This window comes from Citrobacter sp. Cpa228, from assembly GCF_030333085.1.
Taxonomy (GTDB): domain Bacteria; phylum Pseudomonadota; class Gammaproteobacteria; order Enterobacterales; family Enterobacteriaceae; genus Citrobacter; species Citrobacter pasteurii.
The window spans coordinates 1-24,051 of the sequence record NZ_JAOWGQ010000047.1; the positions used below are offsets into that span (position 1 = coordinate 1).

Genomic DNA, 24,051 nt, shown 5'->3' on the forward strand with positions numbered 1-24,051 from the left:
GGTGATGCTGCCAACTTACTGATTTAGTGTATGATGGTGTTTTTGAGGTGCTCCAGTGGCTTCTGTTTCTATCAGCTGTCCCTCCTGTTCAGCTACTGACGGGGTGGTGCGTAACGGCAAAAGCACTGCCGGACATCAGCGCTATCTCTGCTCTCACTGCCGTAAAACATGGCAACTGCAGTTCACTTACACCGCTTCTCAACCCGGTACGCACCAGAAAATCATTGATATGGCCATGAATGGTGTTGGATGCCGGGCAACCGCCCGCATTATGGGCGTTGGCCTCAACACGATTTTACGTCACTTAAAAAACTCAGGCCGCAGTCGGTAACCTCGCGCATACAGCCGGGCAGTGACGTCATCGTCTGCGCGGAAATGGACGAACAGTGGGGCTATGTCGGGGCTAAATCGCGCCAGCGCTGGCTGTTTTACGCGTATGACAGGCTCCGGAAGACGGTTGTTGCGCACGTATTCGGTGAACGCACTATGGCGACGCTGGGGCGTCTTATGAGCCTGCTGTCACCCTTTGACGTGGTGATATGGATGACGGATGGCTGGCCGCTGTATGAATCCCGCCTGAAGGGAAAGCTGCACGTAATCAGCAAGCGATATACGCAGCGAATTGAGCGGCATAACCTGAATCTGAGGCAGCACCTGGCACGGCTGGGACGGAAGTCGCTGTCGTTCTCAAAATCGGTGGAGCTGCATGACAAAGTCATCGGGCATTATCTGAACATAAAACACTATCAATAAGTTGGAGTCATTACCAGAGTCTACTATCAGTACGAATGTCCATAACCAGGAACGACCAGCTAAAAGCTAACACTCATGTGTCGAGCCAAATTTAACCTTATGTATTTGCTATATTTTTGGTTATGTTAAGACATCCCCCAGGGAAGAATATGACTGTGCCTCACTTTCGTCTGTCCCTCATTCCTCTGCTCACGGCATTTTACCTGCCCACGTTAGCCCATCAGGCAACGTTGAATAAAGTCAAAGAAGCAGAAAGCCAGCTCACCGCACGCGTTTATGCCGAGCTGGATCTCGCCAGCGGCGCGGTGCTATCACGCGTTGACGCCGGGCAAGGGCAGCTCAACCGTCGCATTAAGTACAGCCTGCATGACCTGGTCGAGTACTCGCCGGTAACGGAAAAACATCTTGCGGACGGCATGACCGTCGGCGAATTATACGATGCCGCCATCACCCTATGCTGAGTAAAGTGGTTTAAATCCAGCAATGTGCCCACATTAAGAAGAGATACTCTAGAATTATTCATTATATCTATGACTACCAATAACTTTTTAGATTTTGTAAAATAATTTGAATTGGATTAATGTGACGTCAAAATCACTGGAGAAAGTCTTATGAAACTCGCCATCTATAGTACAAAACAGTACGACAAGAAGTATCTGCAGCAGGTTAACGAGGCTTTTGGTTTTGAACTTGAATTCTTTGACTTTCTGTTGACGGAAAAAACAGCGAAAACCGCCCACGGCTGTGAAGCCGTGTGCATTTTCGTCAACGACGATGGCAGCCGCCCCGTTCTGGAAGAGCTGAAAAAGCACGGTGTGAAATACATCGCGCTGCGCTGCGCCGGGTTCAATAACGTCGATCTGGATGCTGCGAAAGAGTTGGGCTTGCAGGTCGTACGTGTTCCTGCCTATTCACCTGAAGCCGTCGCCGAACATGCAATCGGTATGATGATGACGCTGAACCGCCGTATCCATCGTGCTTATCAGCGTACTCGTGACGCCAACTTCTCACTTGAAGGTCTGACGGGTTTCACTATGTACGGCAAAACTGCCGGGGTGATTGGTACCGGTAAAATCGGTATTGCCGCACTGCGGATCCTGAAAGGGTTTGGTATGCGCCTGCTGGCGTTTGATCCGTATCCCAGCGCCGCCGCCCTTGAGTTAGGGGTTGAATATGTCGATCTTAAAACGCTGTTTGCGGAGTCCGATGTTATCTCCCTGCACTGTCCATTAACGCCGGAGAATTATCATCTGCTCAATCACGAGGCCTTTGAGCAAATGAAAAATGGCGTGATGGTTATCAACACCAGCCGCGGGGCGTTGATCGATTCACAAGCCGCTATCGATGCGCTGAAAAACCAGAAAATTGGGTCTCTGGGTATGGACGTGTATGAAAATGAACGCGACCTGTTCTTTGAAGATAAGTCCAATGACGTGATTCAGGATGATGTGTTCCGTCGCCTGTCGGCCTGTCATAACGTGCTGTTCACCGGGCATCAGGCATTCCTGACTGCCGAAGCGTTGACCAGCATTTCTGAAACAACCTTGCAGAATCTGGCTCAAATCGCCAAAGGCGAAGCCTGCCCGAACACCCTCTTCTAATCATTCCGCTCCCCTGCCTCCGGGGGAGCATTTTCAGATAATCTCCGATGATAAATTTGGCTATATCATTATCATCATGAATGCAATCCCGCCACGAACGTAGAGAAAGTTAATGAAGAAAATTGTCACGCTGATTGCGCTCAGCATGCTTATGGCTGGCTGTGTGAGCAATGGAAAAATTTCCGTCAATCGCGAACAGTTACAGCACCACCGTTTTGTTTTACAGAGCGTCAATGGCAAGCCGGTAACCGTCGCCAACAACCCACCTGAATTAAGTTTCGGTGAAAATATGACGGTGTCGGGAAAAATGTGTAATCAGTTCCATGGTCAGGGCAAGCTGTCCGACGGTGAATTAAAAGTGAAAGACATGGCAATGACGCGCATGATGTGCGCCGATCCACAGCTTAACACGCTCGACGGTATCGTCAGCGAGATGTTTAAGCAAGGCGCACAGGTTGATCTGACTGCTGACCAGCTAACACTGGCTACGGCAGAACAAACGCTGACGTTTAAACTGGCAGATTTAATGTAGGAAAAGCAGTGGCTCAATAATTCCCACAGCTTCCGGCGGCAAGTGACTGCTCACTACAGCGTTTGCCGTTAGGTAATGCACACATGCCGATGGCAGAACCATCCAGTTGACGGGCAACGGATAGCGAACCGCCAATCATGGCACAGTTGGCTTCTCCGGAGCTGGACATTGCGGCCTTCATGCCCGGTGCAACGTGTGCGGCCGTTGCCTGCTGAACAGGTTCACTGCTGCAAGCCGATAATAATAACGCGGCACACCCTACCCAAAACGCTGCGCGCATCTTACTCCCCTCTGAATATTAACCAAACGACACAGCCATAAATAATAGGCAGCGGAAGCACTGCCGTCGAGAGGCAAAATGCGCATTTATGCGTGCTGTTTACATTTTCTGGCAATTTTTTGGCTACTCCTTTGATCAAACCATTCATTCTGATTATTCCCAGGACACAAAAGCGAAAATCTGTCTTTAGCGCTTTTGCTAAAATAGAAAGATAATTACAGGATTCGCTGCGGTTACGTGGGTCCCTCTTTTTGCGCAATGTAAGGGTGTCAGTATGATCACAATTGACGGTAATGGTGCGGTTGCTTCGGTCGCATTTCGTACCAGCGAAGTTATCGCCATCTACCCGATTACGCCCAGTTCGACGATGGCTGAACAGGCAGATGCCTGGGCCGGGAACGGGCTTAAAAACGTCTGGGGAGATACCCCTCGCGTCGTAGAAATGCAGTCAGAAAGCGGCGCAATCGCGACCGTTCACGGCGCATTACAGACTGGTGCGCTCTCTACGTCGTTTACCTCATCGCAGGGTCTGTTGCTAATGATCCCAACGCTGTACAAACTGGCCGGTCAGTTGACGCCATTTGTGCTACACGTTGCCGCGCGTACCATTGCTACTCATGCGCTGTCTATCTTCGGTGACCATTCCGACGTAATGGCAGTGCGCCAGACGGGGTGCGCGATGCTGTGTGCCAGCAGCGTGCAGGAAGCACAGGACTTTGCGCTCATTTCACAAATGGCCACCCTAAAAAGTCGGGTTCCGTTTATTCATTTCTTTGATGGTTTCCGCACATCGCATGAAATCAATAAAATTGTGCCGCTGGCCGATGACACGATCCTCAGCCTGATGCCGCAAGCTGAAATTGATGCGCATCGTGCCCGCGCGCTGAACCCTGAACATCCCGTTATTCGCGGGACGTCTGCCAACCCGGACACTTACTTCCAGTCACGCGAAGCAACAAACCCTTGGTACAACGCGGTTTACGAAAACGTCGAACAGGCGATGAACGATTTCGCCACGGCGACAGGTCGTCAGTACAAACCATTTGAGTATTACGGTCATCCGCAGGCGGAACGTGTCATCATCTTGATGGGTTCTGCGATTGGTACCTGCGAAGAAGTCGTCGAAGAGTTACTTGCTCGTGGAGAGAAAGTTGGCGTCCTGAAAGTTCGGCTGTTCCGCCCCTTCTCCGCCAGACATTTACTGCAGGCATTACCAGAAACGGCGCGTAGCGTTGCCGTTCTGGATCGCACCAAAGAGCCTGGCGCCCAGGCAGAACCGCTGTATCTGGATGTAATGACCGCGTTGGCAGAAGCCTTTAACTGCGGCGAGCGGGAAACTCTACCGCGCGTGATTGGCGGACGTTATGGACTTTCTTCCAAAGAGTTTGGACCGGACTGCGTTATGGCGGTCTTTAATGAGCTGAGTAGCGCTAAGCCGAAACCTCGCTTTACGGTCGGTATCTATGATGATGTCACCAACCTGTCACTACCGCTGCCGGAAAACACCCTGCCCGGTACCGCGAAGCTCGAAGCGCTGTTCTACGGTCTGGGCAGTGACGGTAGCGTGTCGGCCACCAAAAACAATATCAAGATTATCGGTAACTCGACGCCGTGGTATGCGCAAGGTTATTTCGTTTATGACTCGAAAAAAGCAGGCGGTCTGACGGTTTCTCACCTGCGCGTCAGCGAGCAACCTATTCGCTCTGCTTATCTGGTGTCACAAGCCGATTTTGTTGGCTGTCACCAGCTGCAATTTATCGATAAGTATCAGATGGCAGAGCGCCTGAAACCGGGCGGCATCTTCCTGCTTAATACGCCGTACAACGTGGATGAAGTCTGGACTCGCCTGCCACAGGAAGTTCAGGCCGTACTGAATCAGAAGAAAGCCCGTTTCTATGTGATTAATGCTGCCAAAATCGCGCGTGAGTGCGGTCTGGCAGCCCGTATTAACACCGTCATGCAAATGGCGTTCTTCCATCTGACGCAAATCTTACCTGGTGACAGCGCCCTGATTGAACTGCAGGGGGCGATTGCCAAAAGCTATAGCAGTAAAGGTCAGGATCTGGTTGAACGTAACTGGCAGGCGCTGGCCCTGGCGCGTGAGTCCGTCGCCGAAGTGGCGCTGCAGCCGGTTGATCCACACAGCGCCAACCGTCCGCCGGTCGTTTCTGATGCCGCGCCTGATTTCGTGAAAACCGTCACCGCGGCAATGCTTGCCGGTCTGGGGGATGCCCTCCCCGTTTCAGCGCTGCCGCCAGACGGCACCTGGCCGATGGGCACCACGCGCTGGGAAAAACGCAATATCGCCGAAGAGATCCCCATCTGGAAAGAAGAGCTGTGTACCCAGTGTAACCACTGTGTTGCCGCCTGCCCGCACTCGGCTATCCGCGCTAAAGTGGTTTCACCAGAAGCGATGGAAAACGCCCCTGCCAGCCTGCATTCGTTGGATGTGAAATCACGCGATATGCGCGGTCAGAAGTACGTACTGCAGGTTGCACCTGAAGATTGCACCGGCTGTAATCTGTGCGTCGAAGTGTGCCCGGCGAAAGACAGGCAAAATCCTGAGATCAAGGCTATCAATATGATGTCTCGCCTTGAACATGTTGAAGAAGAGAAAGTGAATTATGACTTCTTCCTCAATCTGCCGGAGATCGATCGCAGCAAGCTGGAACGCATTGATATTCGTACCTCGCAGTTGATAACGCCGCTGTTTGAATATTCCGGCGCTTGCTCCGGTTGTGGTGAAACGCCGTATATCAAACTGCTTACGCAGCTGTACGGAGACCGCATGCTGATCGCCAATGCCACCGGCTGTTCATCGATTTATGGCGGTAACCTGCCCTCAACACCGTATACCACCGACGCCAACGGTCGTGGGCCCGCGTGGGCGAACTCACTGTTTGAAGATAACGCCGAGTTTGGCCTGGGCTTCCGTCTGACGGTAGATCAGCACCGTGTGCGCGTTATGCGTTTACTGGAACAGTTTGCCGATAACATTCCGGTTGAACTGAATGACGCCCTGCACGCTGAAGCGACGCCAGAGGTGCGCCGTGAGCAAGTTGCCGCGCTGCGCCAGCACCTGAAAGATGTCGACGGCGCACAGCAGCTGTTAACCGATGCCGACGCGCTGGTCGAAAAATCCATCTGGCTGATTGGCGGCGATGGCTGGGCTTACGATATTGGTTTTGGCGGCCTGGATCACGTCCTTAGCCTGACCGAGAACGTCAATATTCTGGTGCTGGATACTCAATGTTACTCCAACACGGGTGGACAAGCGTCGAAAGCCACACCGCTCGGGGCCGTCACCAAATTTGGCGAACACGGTAAGCGCAAGGCGCGTAAAGATCTTGGCGTCAGTATGATGATGTACGGGCACGTGTATGTTGCACAGATCTCTCTGGGCGCACAGTTGAACCAGACGGTGAAAGCGATTCAGGAAGCGGAAGCCTATCCAGGTCCGTCGCTGATTATTGCCTATAGCCCATGTGAGGAGCACGGTTACGATCTCGCGCTAAGCCACGATCAGATGCGCCAGCTCACGGCTACCGGATTCTGGCCGCTGTACCGCTTTGATCCGCGTCGTGCAGATGAAGGTAAATTGCCGCTGGCGCTGGACTCTCGCCCACCGTCAGACGCGCTGGCTGAGACATTGATGAACGAGCAGCGTTTCCGTCGTCTGAACGCACAGCAACCGGAAGTGGCCGAGCAATTGTGGAAGGATGCGACCGCTGATCTGCAAAAACGGTATGACTTCCTGGCCCAACTGGCTGGTAAAGCGGAAAAGAGCAGTACCGAGTAATACGTATCGCTCAGCATTAACCTGGAACCAAAAAAAAGCCCGAACAATTGTTCGGGCTTGTCAATTTATTCGCTGACGAATCAGTATTGCTACCCACCCTCAACAAAAAAATAAAGCGTGACAATAAAGGCATATAACCTGCGCAGAATAGCCCAACACAATTCACTTGTATAATTTTTATTTTATATACTTCCATTTTATATATTCATAGCAATTATCATTATTTCTGTAGAATTATTTATTTAAGGTTTTACTTAAGACGTAACAATTCATATTTATCTCTTTACGGAACTTCTCCTTTAGCATGCTTTTACTCCCTACATGGGTAGTCACAGGTAAATAAAAAAACTAAAGGATTATTTCAATGAACAGAAAAGTACTGGCTCTCGTCATTCCTGCCCTGCTGGCTGCAGGCGCAACTCACGCTGCTGAAGTTTATAATAAAGACGGCAACAAATTAGATCTCTACGGTAAAGTAGACGGTCTGCGTTATTTCTCTGATGACGCGAACAGCGACGGCGATCAGACCTATGTTCGTGGTGGTTTCAAAGGCGAAACTCAGATCAACGATATGCTCACCGGTTATGGTCAGTGGGAATATCAGGTTAATGCCAACACCACTGAAGGTAATCGTAGCAACAACTTTACTCGTCTGGCCTTTGCCGGTCTGAAATTCGGTGACTACGGTTCATTCGACTACGGTCGTAACTACGGCGTACTGTACGACGTAGAAGGCTGGACCGATATGCTGCCAGAGTTCGGCGGCGACTCCTACACTAAAGCTGATAACTTTATGACTGGTCGTGCTAACGGCGTAGCAACCTACCGTAATACTGACTTCTTTGGTCTGGTGAACGGTCTGAACTTTGCACTGCAGTACCAGGGCGCGAACGAACAGTCCAGCAAAGAAAGTGACGCTTTCGATCAGGAAGGCACCGGTAACGGCGGCGACCGCAACGTTCAAAACTCCAACGGTGACGGCTTCGGTATCTCCTCTACCTACGATCTGGGTATGGGCGTAAGCTTCGGTGCGGCGTATACCACTTCTGACCGTACTAACCAGCAGGCTACTGCTGGTGGTACAGTTGCGGGCGGCGATAAAGCTGACGCATGGACTACCGGCCTGAAATACGATGCCAACAACATCTATTTGGCCACTATGTACTCCGAAACCCGTAACATGACTCCATATGGTTCAATGGCTAATAACGATCAGGGTGGTGTTGCTAACAAGACCCAGAACTTTGAAGTGACTGCACAGTATCAATTCGATTTCGGCCTGCGTCCGGCGGTTTCCTTCCTGATGTCTAAAGGCAAGGACCTGACTTACAACGGCAACGCTGGTCAGGATAAAGACTTGGTCAAATATGCTGATATCGGCGCTACCTACTACTTTAACAAAAATATGTCCACCTACGTTGATTACAAAATCAACCTGCTGGACGAAGATGATCAGTTCTACAAAGATACTGGTATTTCTACTGATGACGTAGTTGCAGTAGGTCTGGTTTACCAGTTCTAATCCGTCAGCCCGCTGGCAACAGCGGGCTATCCTTTCTTTGATAACCAATCTGTTTTATCCAGATCGAAATATTATATCTATTGTATTAAAACACGCCTTTGATAGATGATATCTTGCATTAAGACCTGAAGTAGAGGATACCTGCAATGAATCATCATCCTGTAAAATCATCCCGTATTGCATCCGTCGGCTATGACGAATCCTCTCACACGCTGGAAATTCGCTTTCACCAGTTGGCTACCCTGCAATATCAGCATGTCCCTGCGCGTATTTTTCGTGATTTCCTGAGCGTGGTATCTAAAGGACGATTTTACGACGGCGTAATAAGAGGCAAGTTTCCTGAAATCAAAATAAAGTGATGCCAAAATGTGATCTTTGTCATTGTACATAAAGTGCCATTACGCGGTAAGCTTTAGGTGGATACTTAAACAGGAGGTTTTATGAACAGAACGATTCTTGTACCCATCGATATTTCAGACTCAGAATTAACTCAACGCGTTATTGCCCATGTTGAAGCAGAGGCAAAAATTGACGATGCGCAGGTGCATTTTCTGACCGTTATTCCGTCACTGCCCTATTACGCTTCTTTGGGACTGGCCTACTCGGCAGAGTTACCGGCCATGGACGATCTGAAAGCCGAAGCTAAATCTCAACTGGAAGAGATTATCAAGAAGTTCAATATCCCAACGGACAGAGTGCATGTTCACGTTGCTGAAGGTGCACCGAAAGATAAAATCCTGGAGATCGCCAGGAAATTACCTGCAGATATGGTCATTATTGCGTCACACCGACCGGACATCACCACTTATCTGCTGGGCTCTAACGCCGCAGCCGTGGTGCGTCACGCGGAGTGTTCAGTTCTGGTGGTTCGCTAAGCTGTCTGGCCCGCACATCGCTGCGGGCTTTTTGTTTCCCCCTCTTTTACCCCGCGATTCCTGACCTAAATGTGCTGACATTTTTCCCGCTTATCCGTACCATACACGCCACAGTTTTTATATCAGACTTCTTTTGCCGGACTATCCGGCGTGATGCATACTCTTCTGATGCCACACTACGAATTGAGCCTCTATTAAATGTCGCAAAATCAAGATATTAGCAAGAAAGAACAATACAATCTGAACAAATTACAGAAACGCCTGCGTCGTAACGTGGGTGAAGCTATTGCCGATTTCAATATGATCGAAGACGGCGATCGCATTATGGTGTGTCTTTCCGGTGGGAAAGATAGCTACACCATGCTGGAAATACTGCGGAATTTGCAGCAAAGCGCCCCGATCAGTTTCTCTTTGGTCGCCGTAAATTTGGATCAAAAACAACCGGGCTTCCCGGAGCACATCCTGCCGGAGTATCTGGAACAACTTGGTGTTGAGTATAAAATTGTCGAAGAAAATACCTACGGGATCGTCAAAGATAAAATTCCTGAAGGCAAAACGACCTGCTCTCTCTGTTCCCGTCTGCGCCGCGGCATTTTGTACCGCACGGCAACCGAATTAGGCGCCACCAAAATTGCGCTGGGACACCATCGCGACGACATCCTGCAAACACTGTTTTTAAACATGTTCTACGGCGGAAAAATGAAAGGTATGCCGCCGAAGCTGATGAGCGATGATGGGAAGCATATTGTGATCCGTCCGCTGGCCTATTGCCGCGAAAAAGATATCGAGCGCTTCTCTGAAGCGAAAGGTTTCCCGATTATTCCGTGCAACCTGTGTGGTTCTCAGCCTAACCTGCAACGTCAGGTGATCGCTGATATGCTGCGTGACTGGGACAAGCGCTATCCAGGTCGTATTGAAACGATGTTCAGTGCGATGCAGAATGTGGTGCCTTCTCACCTGAGCGATATTAATCTGTTCGATTTTAAAGGCATCAAACACGGCTCAGAAGTGGTAGATGGCGGTGATCTGGCATTCGATCGTGAAGAGATCCCACTGCAACCAGCTGGCTGGCAGCCGGAAGAAGATGAAAACCAGTTAGATGAGTTGCGTCTGAACGTGCTGGAAGTGAAGTAATGTAGAGAATGCCATATCCGGCCTACTGGACAAGGTATTACTTCAGCACCAGTAGGCCTGATAAGCGGAGCGCAATCAGGCACTCCTACGGGCATTTATTTTAATAAACGAACCCGGCAGTTCTTGCCTTTGATCTTACCGTTCTGCAGTTGCTTCCACGCTTTATGTGCCACAGACTGGCGAACGGCCACGTAGACATGCGCCGGATGAACGGCAATCTTGCCGATATCTGCCCCGTCCAGACCAATATCTCCGGTCAACGCCCCTAATACATCACCAGGCCGCATTTTAGCTTTTTTACCGCCATCGATGCACAGCGTCGCCATCTCAGCCTCCAGCGGCAGAATTGAGCCATTACCCGGTGCAGGCAGCCAGTTCAGCTTCAGTTGCAGCATCTCGGACAGAATATTGGCACGTTGCGCTTCTTCCGGCGCACAGAAGCTAATTGCCAGGCCACTGTTACCCGCTCGGGCAGTACGTCCAATACGGTGTACATGAACTTCCGGATCCCATGCCAGCTCAAAGTTAACCACCAGTTCGAGCGATTTAATATCCAGACCACGCGCTGCCACATCGGTGGCCACCAGAACACGAGCACTGCCGTTAGCAAAACGTACCAGCGTCTGGTCGCGATCGCGCTGTTCCAGATTGCCATGCAGTGAAAGTGCGCTTTGCCCCGCCGCATTCAATGCGTCACACACGGCCTGACAGTCTTTTTTGGTGTTGCAAAAAACGACGCATGAAGCCGGCTGATGCTGGCTGAGCAATTTTTGCAGCAGCGGAATTTTACCGTGGCTGGCGGTTTCAAAAAACTGCTGTTCAATCGCCGGTAGCGCATCAACCGTATCAATTTCAATCGCTAATGGATTTTGTTGCACCCGGCCACTGATGGCGGCAATGGCTTCCGGCCAGGTTGCGGAAAACAGCAATGTCTGACGTGACGCTGGCGCAAAGCGGATCACGTCATCAATTGCATCACTAAATCCCATATCCAGCATCCGGTCGGCTTCATCCATTACCAGCGTATTCAACGCATCAAGGGAGACAGTGCCTTTTTGCAGGTGGTCGAGTAAACGTCCCGGCGTGGCAACAATAATATGCGGGGCATGTTGCAGAGAATCACGCTGTGCGCCAAAGGGCTGACCACCGCACAGCGTTAAAATTTTGGTATTTGGCAGAAAACGCGCCAAACGACGCAATTCACCAGCGACCTGGTCAGCCAGTTCGCGGGTTGGGCACAGTACCAGCGACTGAGTCTGAAACAGCGCAGCATCAATGTGTTGTAACAGGCCAAGACCAAACGCGGCCGTTTTGCCACTGCCGGTTTTTGCCTGCACACGAACATCTTTTCCTGCCAGGATCGCCGGCAACGCAGCGGCCTGAACAGGCGTCATTTCAAGATAACCCAGCTCATTAAGATTCTCGAGTTGGGCGGCAGGCAAAACATTCAGGGTTGAAAAAGCGGTCACAATTTAATCTCGCGGTAAAAACTCACATTCAGCAGGCGCGTATCCTCGCAGATCTGCGCCCGTGATGCGACAATTTAATCGGCTCTTCATCCGGTGACGGGTCCGGCATAGGTTGCGGACGAGGTATCGGATCGGGAATCGGAACCGGGTCGGTGGGGACTGTATCGGAATGGGAACGTTGCAACTGCAACGGGGCGAATAAGCAGGTCATATTACCCTCCTGTGAATCAGACTGACCCTTTTAGGGTAGACGCTGGTTTCCTGCAGGCAAAAAAAAGCCGACTAATCTAAGTCGGCGTCGTACGAATCAATTGTGCTATGCAGTAATTCAAAAAAGGAAGTAAGACAATATGGAGCGCAACGCCCATCGCTTGACGTTGCATTCACCTGCGAGAGAGATATTGCCCCGAATAGGTAGATGGTTTATTGACCTCGCTCAAAAACTTCGCCGTTTTCACTCACGAAAGTCGCTAAAAACGTAGTTGTTACAACCATTTACTACGATGCAACCATAAAGTAACACCACCGATCAGGACAACTAACAGAATACAGAATAGTGAAAAACCAAACTGCCAGCCGCCACCGGGAATCCCCCCGAGATTGACGCCAAACAGTCCGGTTAAAAATGTGCTGGGCAGAAAAACCATTGCCATCAACGACATGGTATAGGTTCTTCGCGCCAGAGATTCCTGCATAACCTGAGCAATTTCATCCGCCATAATGCCTGTCCGGGCGATGCACGCGTCGATCTCATCCAGCCCTCTTCCCAACCTGTCGGCGATATCCTGCATCCGACGTCGGTGATCGTCAGTCATCCACGGTAAACGTTCACTCGCCAGGCGCGCATAAGCATCGCGTTGAGGGGCCATATAGCGCCGCATGACTATCAGTTGTTTGCGCAGCAATGCCAGAAAGCCGCGAGGCGGGATCTGCTGGTCCAGCAGGTTGTCTTCCAGATCGATAATTTTGTCATGCAATTGTTCGATAAACTCACTGGCATGATCGGTTAAAGCATCACAAACATCCACAAGCCAGCTACCACAGTCAGACGGTCCCGTCCCTTCCTGCAAGTCACTCACCACATCATCCAGTGCCAGCACTTTACGCTGACGCGTTGAGACAATCAGGCGTTCATCCATATATAAGCGCATGGCGACAAGCTGGTCTGGGCGTTCGTCGGTGCTGCCATTAATACAGCGTAACGTAATCAGCGTCCCTTCTCCGACCCGGCTTACGCGTGGGCGAGTACTTTCTCCCGCCAGTGCATCACGCACATTATTAGGAAGCAGAGGCGTTGTCGCCAGCCATTGCGCGCTATCAGAATGGGTGTAATTAAGATGCAGCCAGCACGGATGTGCACTGTCGATAACATCGTTGTCTTCCAGCGGTTTCACGCCACCGCGACCATCCAGCAGCCAGGCAAACACGGCATCCGGCACATTAACTTCGGTTCCCTTAATGGCTTCCACAGCGCCTCCATAAACATTCAAACTTTTCGTTAGTCTAGTCTTCAGTATATGTTAAGCAATATCGCATTGTCCCATTATGCTGAAATGATTCATAAAAGTGTTCAAAAAAATAAAAAAAGCGCCGACGGATTCGGCGCTGTGGCAAGCAGATGTTGAATCTTAAAATGAAGAACCGTATTTAACCCGTTGGCGTAGTCCGGAGACAGGGGGATCTCGATGCAAGATCGTGGTTGTTTCGACAGGCATATTTTTACTTAAGCGAAATTTATGTGTGCGTGACAGAAGATCATTCACCTGACTTTTCAGGATGCCGGACGAATCAGATAACTCATCGACCATGCTGACATTACTTTGCGTCACGTTTTCCAGTTCGGTCAGAGCCCGGGTAATTCTGGTGATCCCGTTTTCCTGTTCCCGTGTGGTTGTTAATATCTCCGCCATCAGCTGATTTAACTGCCCTGCGCCGCCCACAATATCCTGCATGTTCTTTTCGGCTTCACGTACAACCGCCGCACCCTGCTGGACATTGTGATGCGTTTCATCGATAAGCCGTTTAATACTTTTTGCCGCTTCTGCGCTACGATGTGCCAATATTCTCACTTCACCTGCAACGACAGAAAAACCTTTGCCATGTTCACCAGCCCTCGCCGCCTCAACCGCCGCATTCAATGCCAGAATATTCGTCTGGAATGCAATACCATCTATTAACGCGATAATTTCAGTCATCTGCTGAGCGCAGTCGGTGATCGAGCGCATATTGGTGGCGACCTGCACCATTAAATCGCCCCCCTGGCGAGCAGATTGTGTCGCAATATTGGCCTGGGCGCTCGCCATTTGCGTATTATCTGCATTATTGCGTGTACTAACCGCTATCTCATCCATATTCGTAGCTGTTTGCATTAACGCGCCAGACTGCTGTTCCGTTTTTACTGACAATTCCGCGCTACGCTCCGCGAGCTGTTCAGAAAGCGTCATCACGGTCCGTGAAGAGGATCTGATCTCACTGACTAACGTGGAAATATTACTCGCCAGACTGTTAATTCCCGGAATAAGTCTGCCTGCACAGTTATTACCGAATTCGGGAATACTCATCGCCAGATTCCCTGCGGTCACCTCTTCAATGCTTTTTTTACCGTATTAATCGGTACGACGAGATATTTTGTCATATACCACCATAAATATAATAGTGAAATAGTACAAACCACATCAGTGCCGATAATGACATCAAATCCCGCAGATAATATTACCTCTACGATATTGAGGGCCACTACGGTACATACCAGAAATAAAGTAATAAACGTCCTGACGCTTATATTATTTAACATTTTAATCCTGCCTGCCAAAGAATAACGCGGAGTATTATTTTTTATAGCACCTGCAATGCAGATTGCCATTCCGCGATACCGAAAGTTCCACTTTCAATGAGAGCATGCCGCCTTTTCACTTAAAACACACTATCACACCACCAGTTTACATTAGTCTGGTTGTTTATCCCGCATAAGCTAGCGTTCACGCCAGTTGCCAGACTATTGTCACCCAGTGCACAATGCGAACAAAAATACGCCAAATCATAAATTCGGCAAATGTTTTCATAAGTGAAAATTACATATTCCACCGTTATAGCGGCTCAGGCTAATACTGCTAACAGGAAACTAAGGACGCACCTGGTTTTACCAGGTTAACTGGACAGAATCTGCTAGATTTAACATCACGGTTTTTTATCGATGGGTAGTAAGATGTTGCATGTGTCATGGGACCCTGTACTGATTGGGATTTCCTTTGTTGTCGCATTCATTGCTTCGTTTATTGCCCTCGATAGCGCAGGGAAAGTGGCGATCTCTAGTCGTCGGAAATCGACTTTCTGGCGTTTATCTGGCGGGGCAACGCTGGGGATGGGGATCTGGTCGATGCATTTTATTGGCATGCTGGCCATGAAAATGAGTATGCCGATTAATTATCACTTTTCACTCACGGCATTTTCTTTTTTGATCGCACTCATTTCCGCGACGCTTGCCATCAATATTGCAATATCAGGTCAAACGCTTTCGACCAGGCGGCTTATTGTTGCAACAAGCCTGTTAAGCACCGGTGTTGTGACCATGCACTACGTTGGTATGGTCGCTATCGTTGAACATGTTGCTATCCGCTGGCAGTTCTCACTCATTTTGCTTTCCGTGGTCATTGCCATTATCGCGTCAGGGATCGGCCTGTGGTTGGCTTTTCATTTGCGGCAAAATACCCGACGCGCATTAATAAACCGACTTATTGCCGCTCTGGTAATGGCACTGGCGATTGCCTCAATGCATTACACCGGGATGGGTGCGGCCACCTTCACGCATTTCGGACACACTGCGCATGATGGACTGAGCACGCTGGAACTCTCTATCTGGGTCTGCGCCGTCACGCTGGTGATTCTGGGTATTATGCTGGTCATTTCGATGGTGGATTCTCAGCTACGCACCTCAAGACTGGCCGATAATCTGCATCAACTGAACTGCCAGCTTGAGCACAAGGTCCACTTCGATGCGCTGACCGGCCTTGCCAACCGAACGCAAATAGACGTCTGCTTACAAACCTGCCTGCGTCATTCCAAACTGTATCAACAACACTTCGCCCTGGTCTTTATCGACCTTGATCGATTCAAAATCGTAAACGACACCTGGGGCCATCACATTGGCGATCAGTTGCTTATCTCCAGCACACAACGCATATACAGCTGCCTCGATGACACCATGACGCTGGCGAGGCTGGGCGGTGATGAATTTATCCTGCTGGTGCCAAACAGCAACCGGGAAGCAATTTCGGTGCTGATGACCCGTATTGCCAGCGCCGTCAAAGAACCTTTTACACTGTTTGGACATACCATTCGCGTTTCGTTAAGCGCGGGAAGCAGTCTTTATCCCGAACACGGCTCAACGTTACATGAGCTAAAAGTTAAAGCCGATACTGCGATGTATCATGTCAAACAGGCTGGCAGAAACGGCTGGGCGATTTATACCCCAGAGATGGAGGCTATCGCCGATACGCCGCCAACGTTCTTGCAGGAACTGTCGCAAGCGCTTGAGCGGAATCAATTTGAATTATGGTATCAACCTAAATACACCGCCGGGGATCACTCTCTGACGGGTTTTGAGGCGTTGTTACGCTGGCATCATCCTGAACGCGGCATTCTGCTGCCGGCTGAATTCCTGCCCGCACTTGAAGAAACAGGCCTGATTATTCCTGTCGGCACCTGGGTTCTCCAGCAGGCATGCGGTCAGTTATATCAATGGAAGTCACAAGGCCACACGGAGTGGACCCTTGCCGTTAATCTGTCACCAGCCCAGTTTGAACAACCTGATATTGTCGATATAGTCTGCAACGCTCTGGCGCAATATCAGCTTTCACCAGCACATCTCACGCTGGAACTGACTGAAAGTACGGCACTTAAAAATTTAAAACGCAGCGTAGAAGTCCTGAACGCGTTTGCCGATTTGGGGATCACCGTTTCTATTGATGATTTTGGCACCGGTTATTCAAATATATTGATGCTGAAATCACTTCCGGCGCGAGAATTAAAAATAGACAGAATATTTGTCAAAGATATTAGTGAGAACGACAAAAATACAAAAATCGTGTCTACTATTATAGACATAGCGCACTCTATGAATATGCGCGTTGTGGCGGAGGGTATAGAGACCCAGGAGCAGGAAACGCTGTTAACCCAGATGGGGTGCGGTGTACTACAAGGCTTCCTGTATGCGAAACCCCTGCCAGCACATAAAATCTATGAATTGATACAAACTGAAAACGCCACAAAAGTAAAACCAACGGTACAACCCTTGTCTCACCGACAATCAATAACATTGTGAGATTGCATAATAAAAAAAATTCGCCAATAAACCGGCAACACAGCATATGAAGATAACGGGATTATCGATGAGCATAAACGAGCTACATTCACTGGATTTATTAACCATTCCGGTCTGGATCGTTTCGCCACATACCGAAGAACTGGTGTTCGCCAATACCGTTGCACGGGAACTGATGCAGGCCCCGAGTTTCCCTTCTCTCAGAAAAGGCACATTCTCCACGCACGCACAAAGTGATTTACCTATGTATCTCAGTGATTTGCGCAATCATCATGACATTGTGGAGATCCTCACGGTTTACCGCGAAAGCGAGGAAATCGCGCTGGCCTGTCGTTTGTCCATCAGGACGCTTCAGGATATAGGTGATGTTATCCTCTATGAAGGCATTGAAACACCGACAGCGCAAGGTCTGAAAGCCAGCCGCTCTGCCACCTATCAGCGGAAAAAACAAGGATTCTATGCCCGTTTTTTCCAGACTAACTCAGCACCCATGTTGCTTATTGATCCGTCACGCGACGGATTGATTGTGGATGCAAACCTCAGCGCCCTGAATTTCTATGGCTATGATCATGACGTGATGTGTCAGAAGCATACCTGGGAAATCAATATGCTGGGGCGCCATATATTGCCGGTAATGCATAAAATTGCGCATCTTCCTGGTGGTCATAAGCCCTTACATTTTGTCCACAGACTTGCCGATGGAAGCACCCGTCACGTACAAACCTATGCCGGTCCTATCGAAATCTACGGCAATAAGCTGATGCTGTGCATTGTTCACGATATTACCGAGCAAAAACGTCTGGAACTGGAACTGGAACGCGCCGCCTTGCATGACGCTTTAACCGGGTTACTCAACCGGCGGCATTTTTATCAGATAACTGAGCCAGCGCAGACACACACAACATTGTTAACGCAGGATTACAGTTTGCTGCTAATCGACACCGATCGGTTTAAAAGCATTAACGATCTTTTCGGGCATTTAAAAGGGGATGATGTACTTTGCGCGCTGGCACGTACCCTGGAATCCTGTGCAAGAAAGGACGATCTGGTTTTTCGTTGGGGGGGAGAAGAGTTTGTACTGCTTTTGCCACGAACGTCTTTAGATGCAGCGCTTAATCTCGCTGAAGTAATACGCGCGACGGTAGCCAAGGTGAGCCTCCCTGGCCTTCCCCGCTTTACTGTCAGTATTGGTGTGGCGCGACACGAAGCCAATGAAAGTATTGATGAGTTATTTAAACGCGTGGACGACGCATTGTACAAAGCCAAAAATGAAGGCAGAAACAGAGTGCTGGCTGCCTGATGACTACCCTGTCTAGCGACTACGTTTAGCGTGGCGTTCCCAGTTCTCCTGTTTCGCCTGCGCCGTTTTACGTAACGCCACATAACATGCCCCACTGCCGCCATGATGCGGCAGTGCGGTGCAGAAAGCCTGCACATCATCAAACTCCGTTAACCAACGTGCGACGTAGCTACGAACGATGTTGGCATGGGAGTTATCATCACGCCCTTTACCGTGAATCACCAGGACGTTGCGCAATCCATCCTGCAGCGCCTGTAAAATAAAGCTAAATAGCATCTGGCGGCAGGTTTCAACGGGCTGTCGCACAAGATTAAGGCTTGCTTGTTGCGGATATTTCCCGGTTCGTAGCTTGTCAGTCACGCCATGCTGTAACCCTTCGCGACGAAACTCCAGCGGAACGCTCAGCGGGACGATATCCAGAAAACCTGTCGAGAGAAAATTATCCAGTTGCAGCGTATCAATACGTGCCGGAGCGCGAAGATTACGCGTTGGCTGCCAGTGAACATCGGCGCATCCCTTCAGTGGTTGAACATCCCCCATGGCGTCAAGAAACAGCGATGCATCATCAAGGTTCATGTTTCATCCTCCAGCGATTTTGCGACGGCACTATCATAACCGCGCACTATTATACCGACAACGGTTTACGGTTATTTCCAATAACGCACCGTTCGACATTCCTTTACCTCCATAAGTTAAGATCCGTTTTTGGGGGTATAGATACGACTGTCATTGACATGATAATGTGTAACCCCACCTGTAATGAGAAAAACGGATGCTGAACTTACTTGAAGACATCATTGCAACGCCCCTTGGCCCGCTGTGGGTAATTTGTGATGAGCAATTTCGCCTGCGTGCGGTTGAATGGGATCAACATCGTGATCGTATGGAGCAATTACTGGATATTCATTATCGTTCTGAGGGTTATCAGCGTATTGCTGCCAAAAACCCCGGAGGACTAAGCGATAAGCTGACAGAGTATTTTGCGGGAAATCTCAGCATTATAGATACGCTTGAAACCGCAACAGCGGGAACCCCTTTCCAACGCGAGGTCTGGAAAGCGTTGCGTTCTATACCCTGCGGGCAGGTCATGCATTATGGACAACTGGCTGAGCAGCTGGGGCGCCCCGGAGCCGCCAGAGCCGTTGGCGCGGCTAATGGTTCCAATCCTGTCAGCATCGTCGTCCCATGCCACCGCGTGATTGGACGGAATGGCACAATGACTGGCTATGCGGGTGGCGTGCAGCGAAAAGAGTGGTTATTGCGCCATGAAGGCTATCTGCTACTCTAGAATCCAGGCAATTAATGCCTTATTCATCACACTTCCACACAATACACCCCCAAAAAAAGTACGGTTAATCAGATAGATACAAACATTCAACTCGCTTATGCCTGAATTATTCTCTATTGGGAGTAGCTCAGGCTTACGTGCTCACCAAAAAGATGTTAAAATTGACAAATATCAATTACGGCTTGAGCAGACCTATGATCCCGGAAAAGCGAATTATACGGCGCATTCAGTCTGGCGGTTGTGCTATCCATTGCCAGGATTGCAGCATCAGCCAGCTTTGCATCCCGTTCACACTTAACGAGCATGAGCTTGACCAGCTCGATAACATCATCGAGCGCAAAAAGCCTATCCAAAAGGGGCAGACGCTCTTTAAAGCAGGTGACGAGCTTAAGTCACTCTATGCTATCCGTTCCGGAACGATAAAAAGCTATACCATTACCGAACAAGGCGATGAGCAAATCACCGGTTTCCACTTAGCGGGCGACCTGGTTGGTTTTGACGCGATTGGCAGCGGTCATCACCCAAGCTTTGCCCAGGCGCTGGAAACGTCAATGGTATGCGAAATTCCTTTCGAAACTCTGGATGACCTGTCCGGTAAAATGCCGAACCTGCGTCAGCAGATGATGCGTCTGATGAGTGGCGAAATCAAAGGCGACCAGGACATGATCCTGCTGTTGTCGAAGAAGAATGCTGAAGAGCGCCTGGCGGCCTTTATCTACAATCTGTCCCGCCGTTTTGCCCAGCGAGGCTTCTCTCCGCGCGAATTCCGTCTGACAATGACCCGTGGCGATATCGGTAATTACCTCGGTCTGACGGTTGAAACCATTAGCCGCCTGCTGGGTCGCTTCCAGAAAAGCGGTATGCTGGCGGTGAAAGGTAAATATATCACTATTGAGAATAGCGACGCGCTGGCTGTCCTTGCTGGCCACACACGTAACGTTGCGTAGCCTTCTCAGTTAACCTTCTGTCAAATTGCTAAATTACCCCAATTTAATGGTTTGGCAGAAGGCGCTTGTGCTCTGATTTAATTAAAATATAAACACTGTAAGTGTCCTCAATATAAATATCCCCATCATTAATGCTGTCACAATAACTACGGTTAAACACTCTTTCCTGCCTGGTTGCATAAAAAACCGCTGAATGCGATAAGATCGGCAGGGTTTACGGACGCAAAATAAGGTGCGATAAATGCCAGCATGACGCATCCTGGCGATGATTTAAGAACCGCCATCGATAGAACACGCAACAGTTCGCCGCTATGAATTAGCCTTTTCTATTTTAGGTGAGCATCTTTATCACTCCGGGCATCCCACCAGTTTTCATCACTGGTTGCCACTGGCTCGCGAAAGCGTACAGCCGTTCGACGAATCAGCCTTAGCGGCAGGGTTCAAATTGCCGGGCAGTTGAAACGTCCACGCGCCCAAACCTTTTCCGCCTGGCGCGCAAGCACAATAGAAACAACGGAAAATGGTTTAGATTGAGCGTGATGTGGGGAAAAGCTGGAGATTTCCCCAGTTTATTGATCTGGCAAGAGGTTCTCCCCTGTTTCAATCCACATTATTGGGTTACTCTTTTAAATACAAACTGCAGTGACAGTTGTAAGGAGACCCTGTATGGCTATGTATCAAAACATGCTGGTAGTCATCGATCCAAACCAGGACGATCAACCAGCATTACGGCGAGCTGTTTATTTGCATCAACGGATTGGTGGCAAAATTAAAGCCTTTTTGCCGATCTATGACTTTTCCTACGAGATGACTACCCTGCTGTCGCCGGACGAGCGTACGGCAATGCGTCAGGGGGTCATCAGCCAGCGAACAGCATGGATACGTGAACAAGCGAAATACTATATCGAAGCAGGGATCCCGCTTGATATTAAAGTGGTCTGGCACAACCGTCCCTTCGAAGCAATCATCCAGGAAGTAATCAGCGCTAAGCATGACCTGGTGCTCAAAATGGCACACCAGCACGATCGCCTTGAAGCCGTGATTTTCACACCAACCGACTGGCATTTATTGCGTAAATGTCCAAGCCCGGTGTGGATGGTCAAAGATCAGCCGTGGCCGGAAGGTGGTAAAGCGCTGGTGGCGGTGAACCTCGCCAGTGAAGAGGCATATCACAATGCACTCAACGAAAAACTGGTCAAGGAAACGTTGCAGCTCGCAGAACAGGTTAACCATACCGAAGTACACCTGGTCGGCGCCTATCCTGTAACGCCTATCAACATTGCGATTGAGCTACCTGAATTTGATCCCAGCGTGTACAACGACGCCATCCGTGGACAACATCTGCTGGCCATGAAGGCATTACGCCAGAAATTCAGTATTGATGAAAAAGTTACCCACGTTGAAAAAGGATTGCCTGAAGAGGTCATCCCGGATTTAGCTGAGCATTTACAGGCGGGGATCGTGGTACTCGGCACCGTTGGGCGCACCGGCATATCAGCTGCGTTTCTGGGGAATACCGCAGAACAGGTTATCGACCATCTGCGTTGCGATCTGCTGGTTATCAAACCGGATCAGTACCAGACCCCGGTTGAACTGGACGACGAAGAAGACGATTAATCCTGCAGCAAAATGCCGGATGGCGATGTCATCCGGCATGATATGTACTTAGTACTTCTCCTCGCCTCCGAGGAAATAGATACCGAGCGGAATAGCCAGCAAAATAGTAAAAACCATACTGTAGACGCAAATCATTGCGGATTGAATGGCATACATCGAGGCTGTCCAGTCGGAAAGCGGAATGTCATACTGTTCAATGACGCCACCAATCGTCGCGCGCGTCACAACCGATGCCGCAATAATAAATACCCCAAGCAGACATAACAGAAACTTCCGTCCCTTCGCTGTCTTCAGCTTAGCCATGATCATAATATCGTCCTTTTGCAGATGAAAACCGTGTTACTTTGTAGCAACAATACCATGACATCAACTTACTGTCTGCTACATACGCCACACTCAAACTTGACATGCGCACTATTCGCCTGAAAATAACGCTGATTGTATTATTCCTCTCTCCTTTTGATGAATGATCTGACAACCTGAACTGGGTAAAATATCCGCTGATGAAGGATGTCAGATGATATTTAACTAACACGGAGTGACCTGGGAGAATCATGATCGCTGAACTGTTTATAAATAATGCGTTTAATTTAACGGTAATTCTCAGCAGCTGTGCAGCGTTAGTCCTGATGAGCGTCTGGTTTCATCGTAGTGAAAAACACTGCAAAGGACTCATATTCCACGCAGCACAGTTTTTTGTTTATGCCATTATCATTGGTACGTTTGGCACGATTGCGAATAACGTCATCGATAATTATAAGCTGAAATTTATCTCCCCAGGCGTGGTCGACTTTATCTGCACCTCGTTGATAGCGTTGATCCTGACGATAAAACTCTTTCTGGTCATCAATCAGTTTGAAAAAACGCAGATTAACAAGGGCAGAGATATCACCAGCGCGAGGATCATGTCACGCATCATTAAGATTACGATCGTCGTCGCCATCATCTTGCTGTACGGTGAGCATTTCGGCATGAGCCTGTCAGGGCTGTTAACGTTCGGCGGCATCGGCGGTATCGCTGTCGGTATGGCAGGTAAAGATATCCTGAGCAATTTTTTCTCTGGCATTATGCTCTACTTCGACAGACCGTTTAGCATCGGTGACTGGATCCGCTCTCCGGACCGAAATATCGAAGGTACGGTAACGGAAATCGGCTGGAGAATGACCAAAATAAACACCTTCGACCACCGTCCGTTATATGTGCCGAACTCAATTTTCTCTTCCATCAGTGTAGAAAACCCGGGGCGGATGAGTAATCGACGAATCAAAACGGTGATCGGGTTACGTTATGAAGATGCTGATAAAATTGGCACAGTTGTCGAGTCGGTCAGAAAAATGTTGCAAAGTCATCCTGGAATAGATCAAAAACAAACCCTGCTGGTCTATTTTAATGAGTTTGCCGATTCATCGCTGAATATCATGGTGTATTGCTTCACGAAAACCACCGTGTGGCAGGAGTGGCTTGCTGTACAACAAGATGTGTACTTGAAAATTATTACAATAGTTCAGGATAACGGTGCTGACTTTGCGTTCCCCAGTCAGACGTTGTATATGGATAATGCCGAGGTACAACCTTCTGCCCACTAACCAAAATCAAGACGCGGATATCCGCGTC

The 24,051-nt window shown here is 49.4% G+C and carries 20 protein-coding genes and 2 pseudogenes; 15 read left to right on the top strand and 7 right to left on the bottom strand.

From position 1 onward, the window contains the following. Positions 1–55: 55 nt before the first annotated feature. The 4 genes and pseudogenes from OGX91_RS12620 to hslJ all read left to right on the top strand — a co-directional run bounded on the left by OGX91_RS12620 (position 56) and on the right by hslJ (position 2,886). A protein-coding gene (locus OGX91_RS12620; RefSeq protein ID WP_103215986.1) for an IS1-like element IS1A family transposase occupies positions 56–753 on the top strand; the annotation gives its coding sequence in 2 pieces (ribosomal slippage) (positions 56–305 and positions 305–753; 699 coding nt in all). 149 nt (positions 754–902) lie between these two features. Next, positions 903–1,208, top strand: a pseudogene (locus OGX91_RS12625) (class A beta-lactamase LEN-27); the annotation flags it as partial. A 156-nt stretch (positions 1,209–1,364) separates the two neighbouring features. Continuing rightward, on the top strand, positions 1,365–2,354 hold the full coding sequence (locus OGX91_RS12630) for a 2-hydroxyacid dehydrogenase (protein WP_040230919.1): 990 nt from the start codon (positions 1,365–1,367) through the stop codon (positions 2,352–2,354). 112 nt (positions 2,355–2,466) lie between these two features. Beyond that, positions 2,467–2,886 (top strand): heat shock protein HslJ, encoded by a 420-nt coding sequence (hslJ, locus tag OGX91_RS12635; RefSeq protein WP_005126664.1) that lies wholly within the window; start codon positions 2,467–2,469, stop codon positions 2,884–2,886. Between the two features lie 13 nt (positions 2,887–2,899). On the opposite strand, the gene OGX91_RS12640 is transcribed toward hslJ, so the two are convergent. Beyond that, positions 2,900–3,166, bottom strand: coding sequence for a putative hemolysin (locus tag OGX91_RS12640; protein ID WP_003020360.1), 267 nt, complete (start codon positions 3,164–3,166; stop codon positions 2,900–2,902). Between the two features lie 274 nt (positions 3,167–3,440). Here OGX91_RS12640 and nifJ point away from each other — a divergent pair, with 274 nt between their 5' ends. The 5 genes from nifJ to ttcA all read left to right on the top strand — a co-directional run bounded on the left by nifJ (position 3,441) and on the right by ttcA (position 10,496). Further along, entirely contained in the window at positions 3,441–6,965 is a 3,525-nt protein-coding gene (nifJ, locus tag OGX91_RS12645) for a pyruvate:ferredoxin (flavodoxin) oxidoreductase (RefSeq protein WP_286626442.1), read from the top strand. A gap of 364 nt (positions 6,966–7,329) precedes the next feature. Further along, entirely contained in the window at positions 7,330–8,487 is a 1,158-nt protein-coding gene (ompC, locus tag OGX91_RS12650; protein WP_005126658.1) for a porin OmpC, read from the top strand. Between the two features lie 146 nt (positions 8,488–8,633). Further along, positions 8,634–8,846, top strand: coding sequence for a KTSC domain-containing protein (locus tag OGX91_RS12655; protein WP_005126657.1), 213 nt, complete (start codon positions 8,634–8,636; stop codon positions 8,844–8,846). 81 nt (positions 8,847–8,927) lie between these two features. Beyond that, complete coding sequence (uspF, locus tag OGX91_RS12660; RefSeq protein ID WP_005126652.1) at positions 8,928–9,362, top strand: universal stress protein UspF; 435 nt, start codon at positions 8,928–8,930, stop codon at positions 9,360–9,362. A 198-nt stretch (positions 9,363–9,560) separates the two neighbouring features. Next, a complete protein-coding gene (gene ttcA, locus OGX91_RS12665; RefSeq protein ID WP_005126647.1) occupies positions 9,561–10,496 on the top strand; it encodes a tRNA 2-thiocytidine(32) synthetase TtcA in 936 nt (311 codons plus the stop codon). Between the two features lie 95 nt (positions 10,497–10,591). Here the strand turns inward: ttcA and dbpA are convergent, their stop codons facing one another. The 4 genes and pseudogenes from dbpA to OGX91_RS12680 all read right to left on the bottom strand — a co-directional run bounded on the left by dbpA (position 10,592) and on the right by OGX91_RS12680 (position 14,759). After that, on the bottom strand, positions 10,592–11,965 hold the full coding sequence (gene dbpA, locus OGX91_RS12670) for an ATP-dependent RNA helicase DbpA (RefSeq protein WP_286626444.1): 1,374 nt from the start codon (positions 11,963–11,965) through the stop codon (positions 10,592–10,594). Positions 11,966–11,993: 28 nt separating this feature from the next. After that, on the bottom strand, positions 11,994–12,176 hold the full coding sequence (gene ynaL, locus OGX91_RS24220; RefSeq protein WP_072041434.1) for a proline-rich small protein YnaL: 183 nt from the start codon (positions 12,174–12,176) through the stop codon (positions 11,994–11,996). A 274-nt stretch (positions 12,177–12,450) separates the two neighbouring features. Then, positions 12,451–13,434: a zinc transporter ZntB gene (gene zntB / locus OGX91_RS12675; RefSeq protein WP_005126644.1), complete on the bottom strand. Its 984-nt coding sequence runs from the start codon at positions 13,432–13,434 to the stop codon at positions 12,451–12,453. Positions 13,435–13,593: 159 nt separating this feature from the next. Beyond that, a pseudogene (locus OGX91_RS12680) lies at positions 13,594–14,759 on the bottom strand (methyl-accepting chemotaxis protein). Between the two features lie 411 nt (positions 14,760–15,170). On the opposite strand from OGX91_RS12680, the gene OGX91_RS12685 reads away from it, so the two are divergent. Further along, positions 15,171–17,285, top strand: a complete 2,115-nt coding sequence (locus tag OGX91_RS12685; protein WP_286626446.1) for a putative bifunctional diguanylate cyclase/phosphodiesterase — start codon at positions 15,171–15,173, stop codon at positions 17,283–17,285. A gap of 67 nt (positions 17,286–17,352) precedes the next feature. Continuing rightward, positions 17,353–18,585 (top strand): GGDEF domain-containing protein, encoded by a 1,233-nt coding sequence (locus OGX91_RS12690; protein WP_040230911.1) that lies wholly within the window; start codon positions 17,353–17,355, stop codon positions 18,583–18,585. A 12-nt stretch (positions 18,586–18,597) separates the two neighbouring features. Here OGX91_RS12690 and smrA read toward each other — a convergent pair whose 3' ends face one another. Then, positions 18,598–19,161: a DNA endonuclease SmrA gene (gene smrA / locus OGX91_RS12695; RefSeq protein ID WP_005126632.1), complete on the bottom strand. Its 564-nt coding sequence runs from the start codon at positions 19,159–19,161 to the stop codon at positions 18,598–18,600. A 196-nt stretch (positions 19,162–19,357) separates the two neighbouring features. Here smrA and ogt point away from each other — a divergent pair, with 196 nt between their 5' ends. The 3 genes from ogt to uspE all read left to right on the top strand — a co-directional run bounded on the left by ogt (position 19,358) and on the right by uspE (position 22,437). Beyond that, a complete protein-coding gene (gene ogt / locus OGX91_RS12700) occupies positions 19,358–19,873 on the top strand; it encodes a methylated-DNA--[protein]-cysteine S-methyltransferase (protein WP_005126630.1) in 516 nt (171 codons plus the stop codon). A gap of 194 nt (positions 19,874–20,067) precedes the next feature. After that, the gene (gene fnr / locus OGX91_RS12705) at positions 20,068–20,820 is read left to right on the top strand and encodes a fumarate/nitrate reduction transcriptional regulator Fnr (RefSeq protein WP_003020397.1); all 753 of its coding nucleotides are present in this window, start codon (positions 20,068–20,070) and stop codon (positions 20,818–20,820) included. A 666-nt stretch (positions 20,821–21,486) separates the two neighbouring features. Then, positions 21,487–22,437 (top strand): universal stress protein UspE, encoded by a 951-nt coding sequence (gene uspE / locus OGX91_RS12710; protein WP_005126626.1) that lies wholly within the window; start codon positions 21,487–21,489, stop codon positions 22,435–22,437. Positions 22,438–22,485: 48 nt separating this feature from the next. On the opposite strand, the gene OGX91_RS12715 is transcribed toward uspE, so the two are convergent. Next, the gene (locus OGX91_RS12715; protein ID WP_005126625.1) at positions 22,486–22,746 is read right to left on the bottom strand and encodes a DUF2534 family protein; all 261 of its coding nucleotides are present in this window, start codon (positions 22,744–22,746) and stop codon (positions 22,486–22,488) included. Positions 22,747–22,991: 245 nt separating this feature from the next. On the opposite strand from OGX91_RS12715, the gene OGX91_RS12720 reads away from it, so the two are divergent. Then, a complete protein-coding gene (locus OGX91_RS12720) occupies positions 22,992–24,023 on the top strand; it encodes a mechanosensitive ion channel family protein (RefSeq protein WP_188231649.1) in 1,032 nt (343 codons plus the stop codon). Positions 24,024–24,051: the final 28 nt, after the last annotated feature.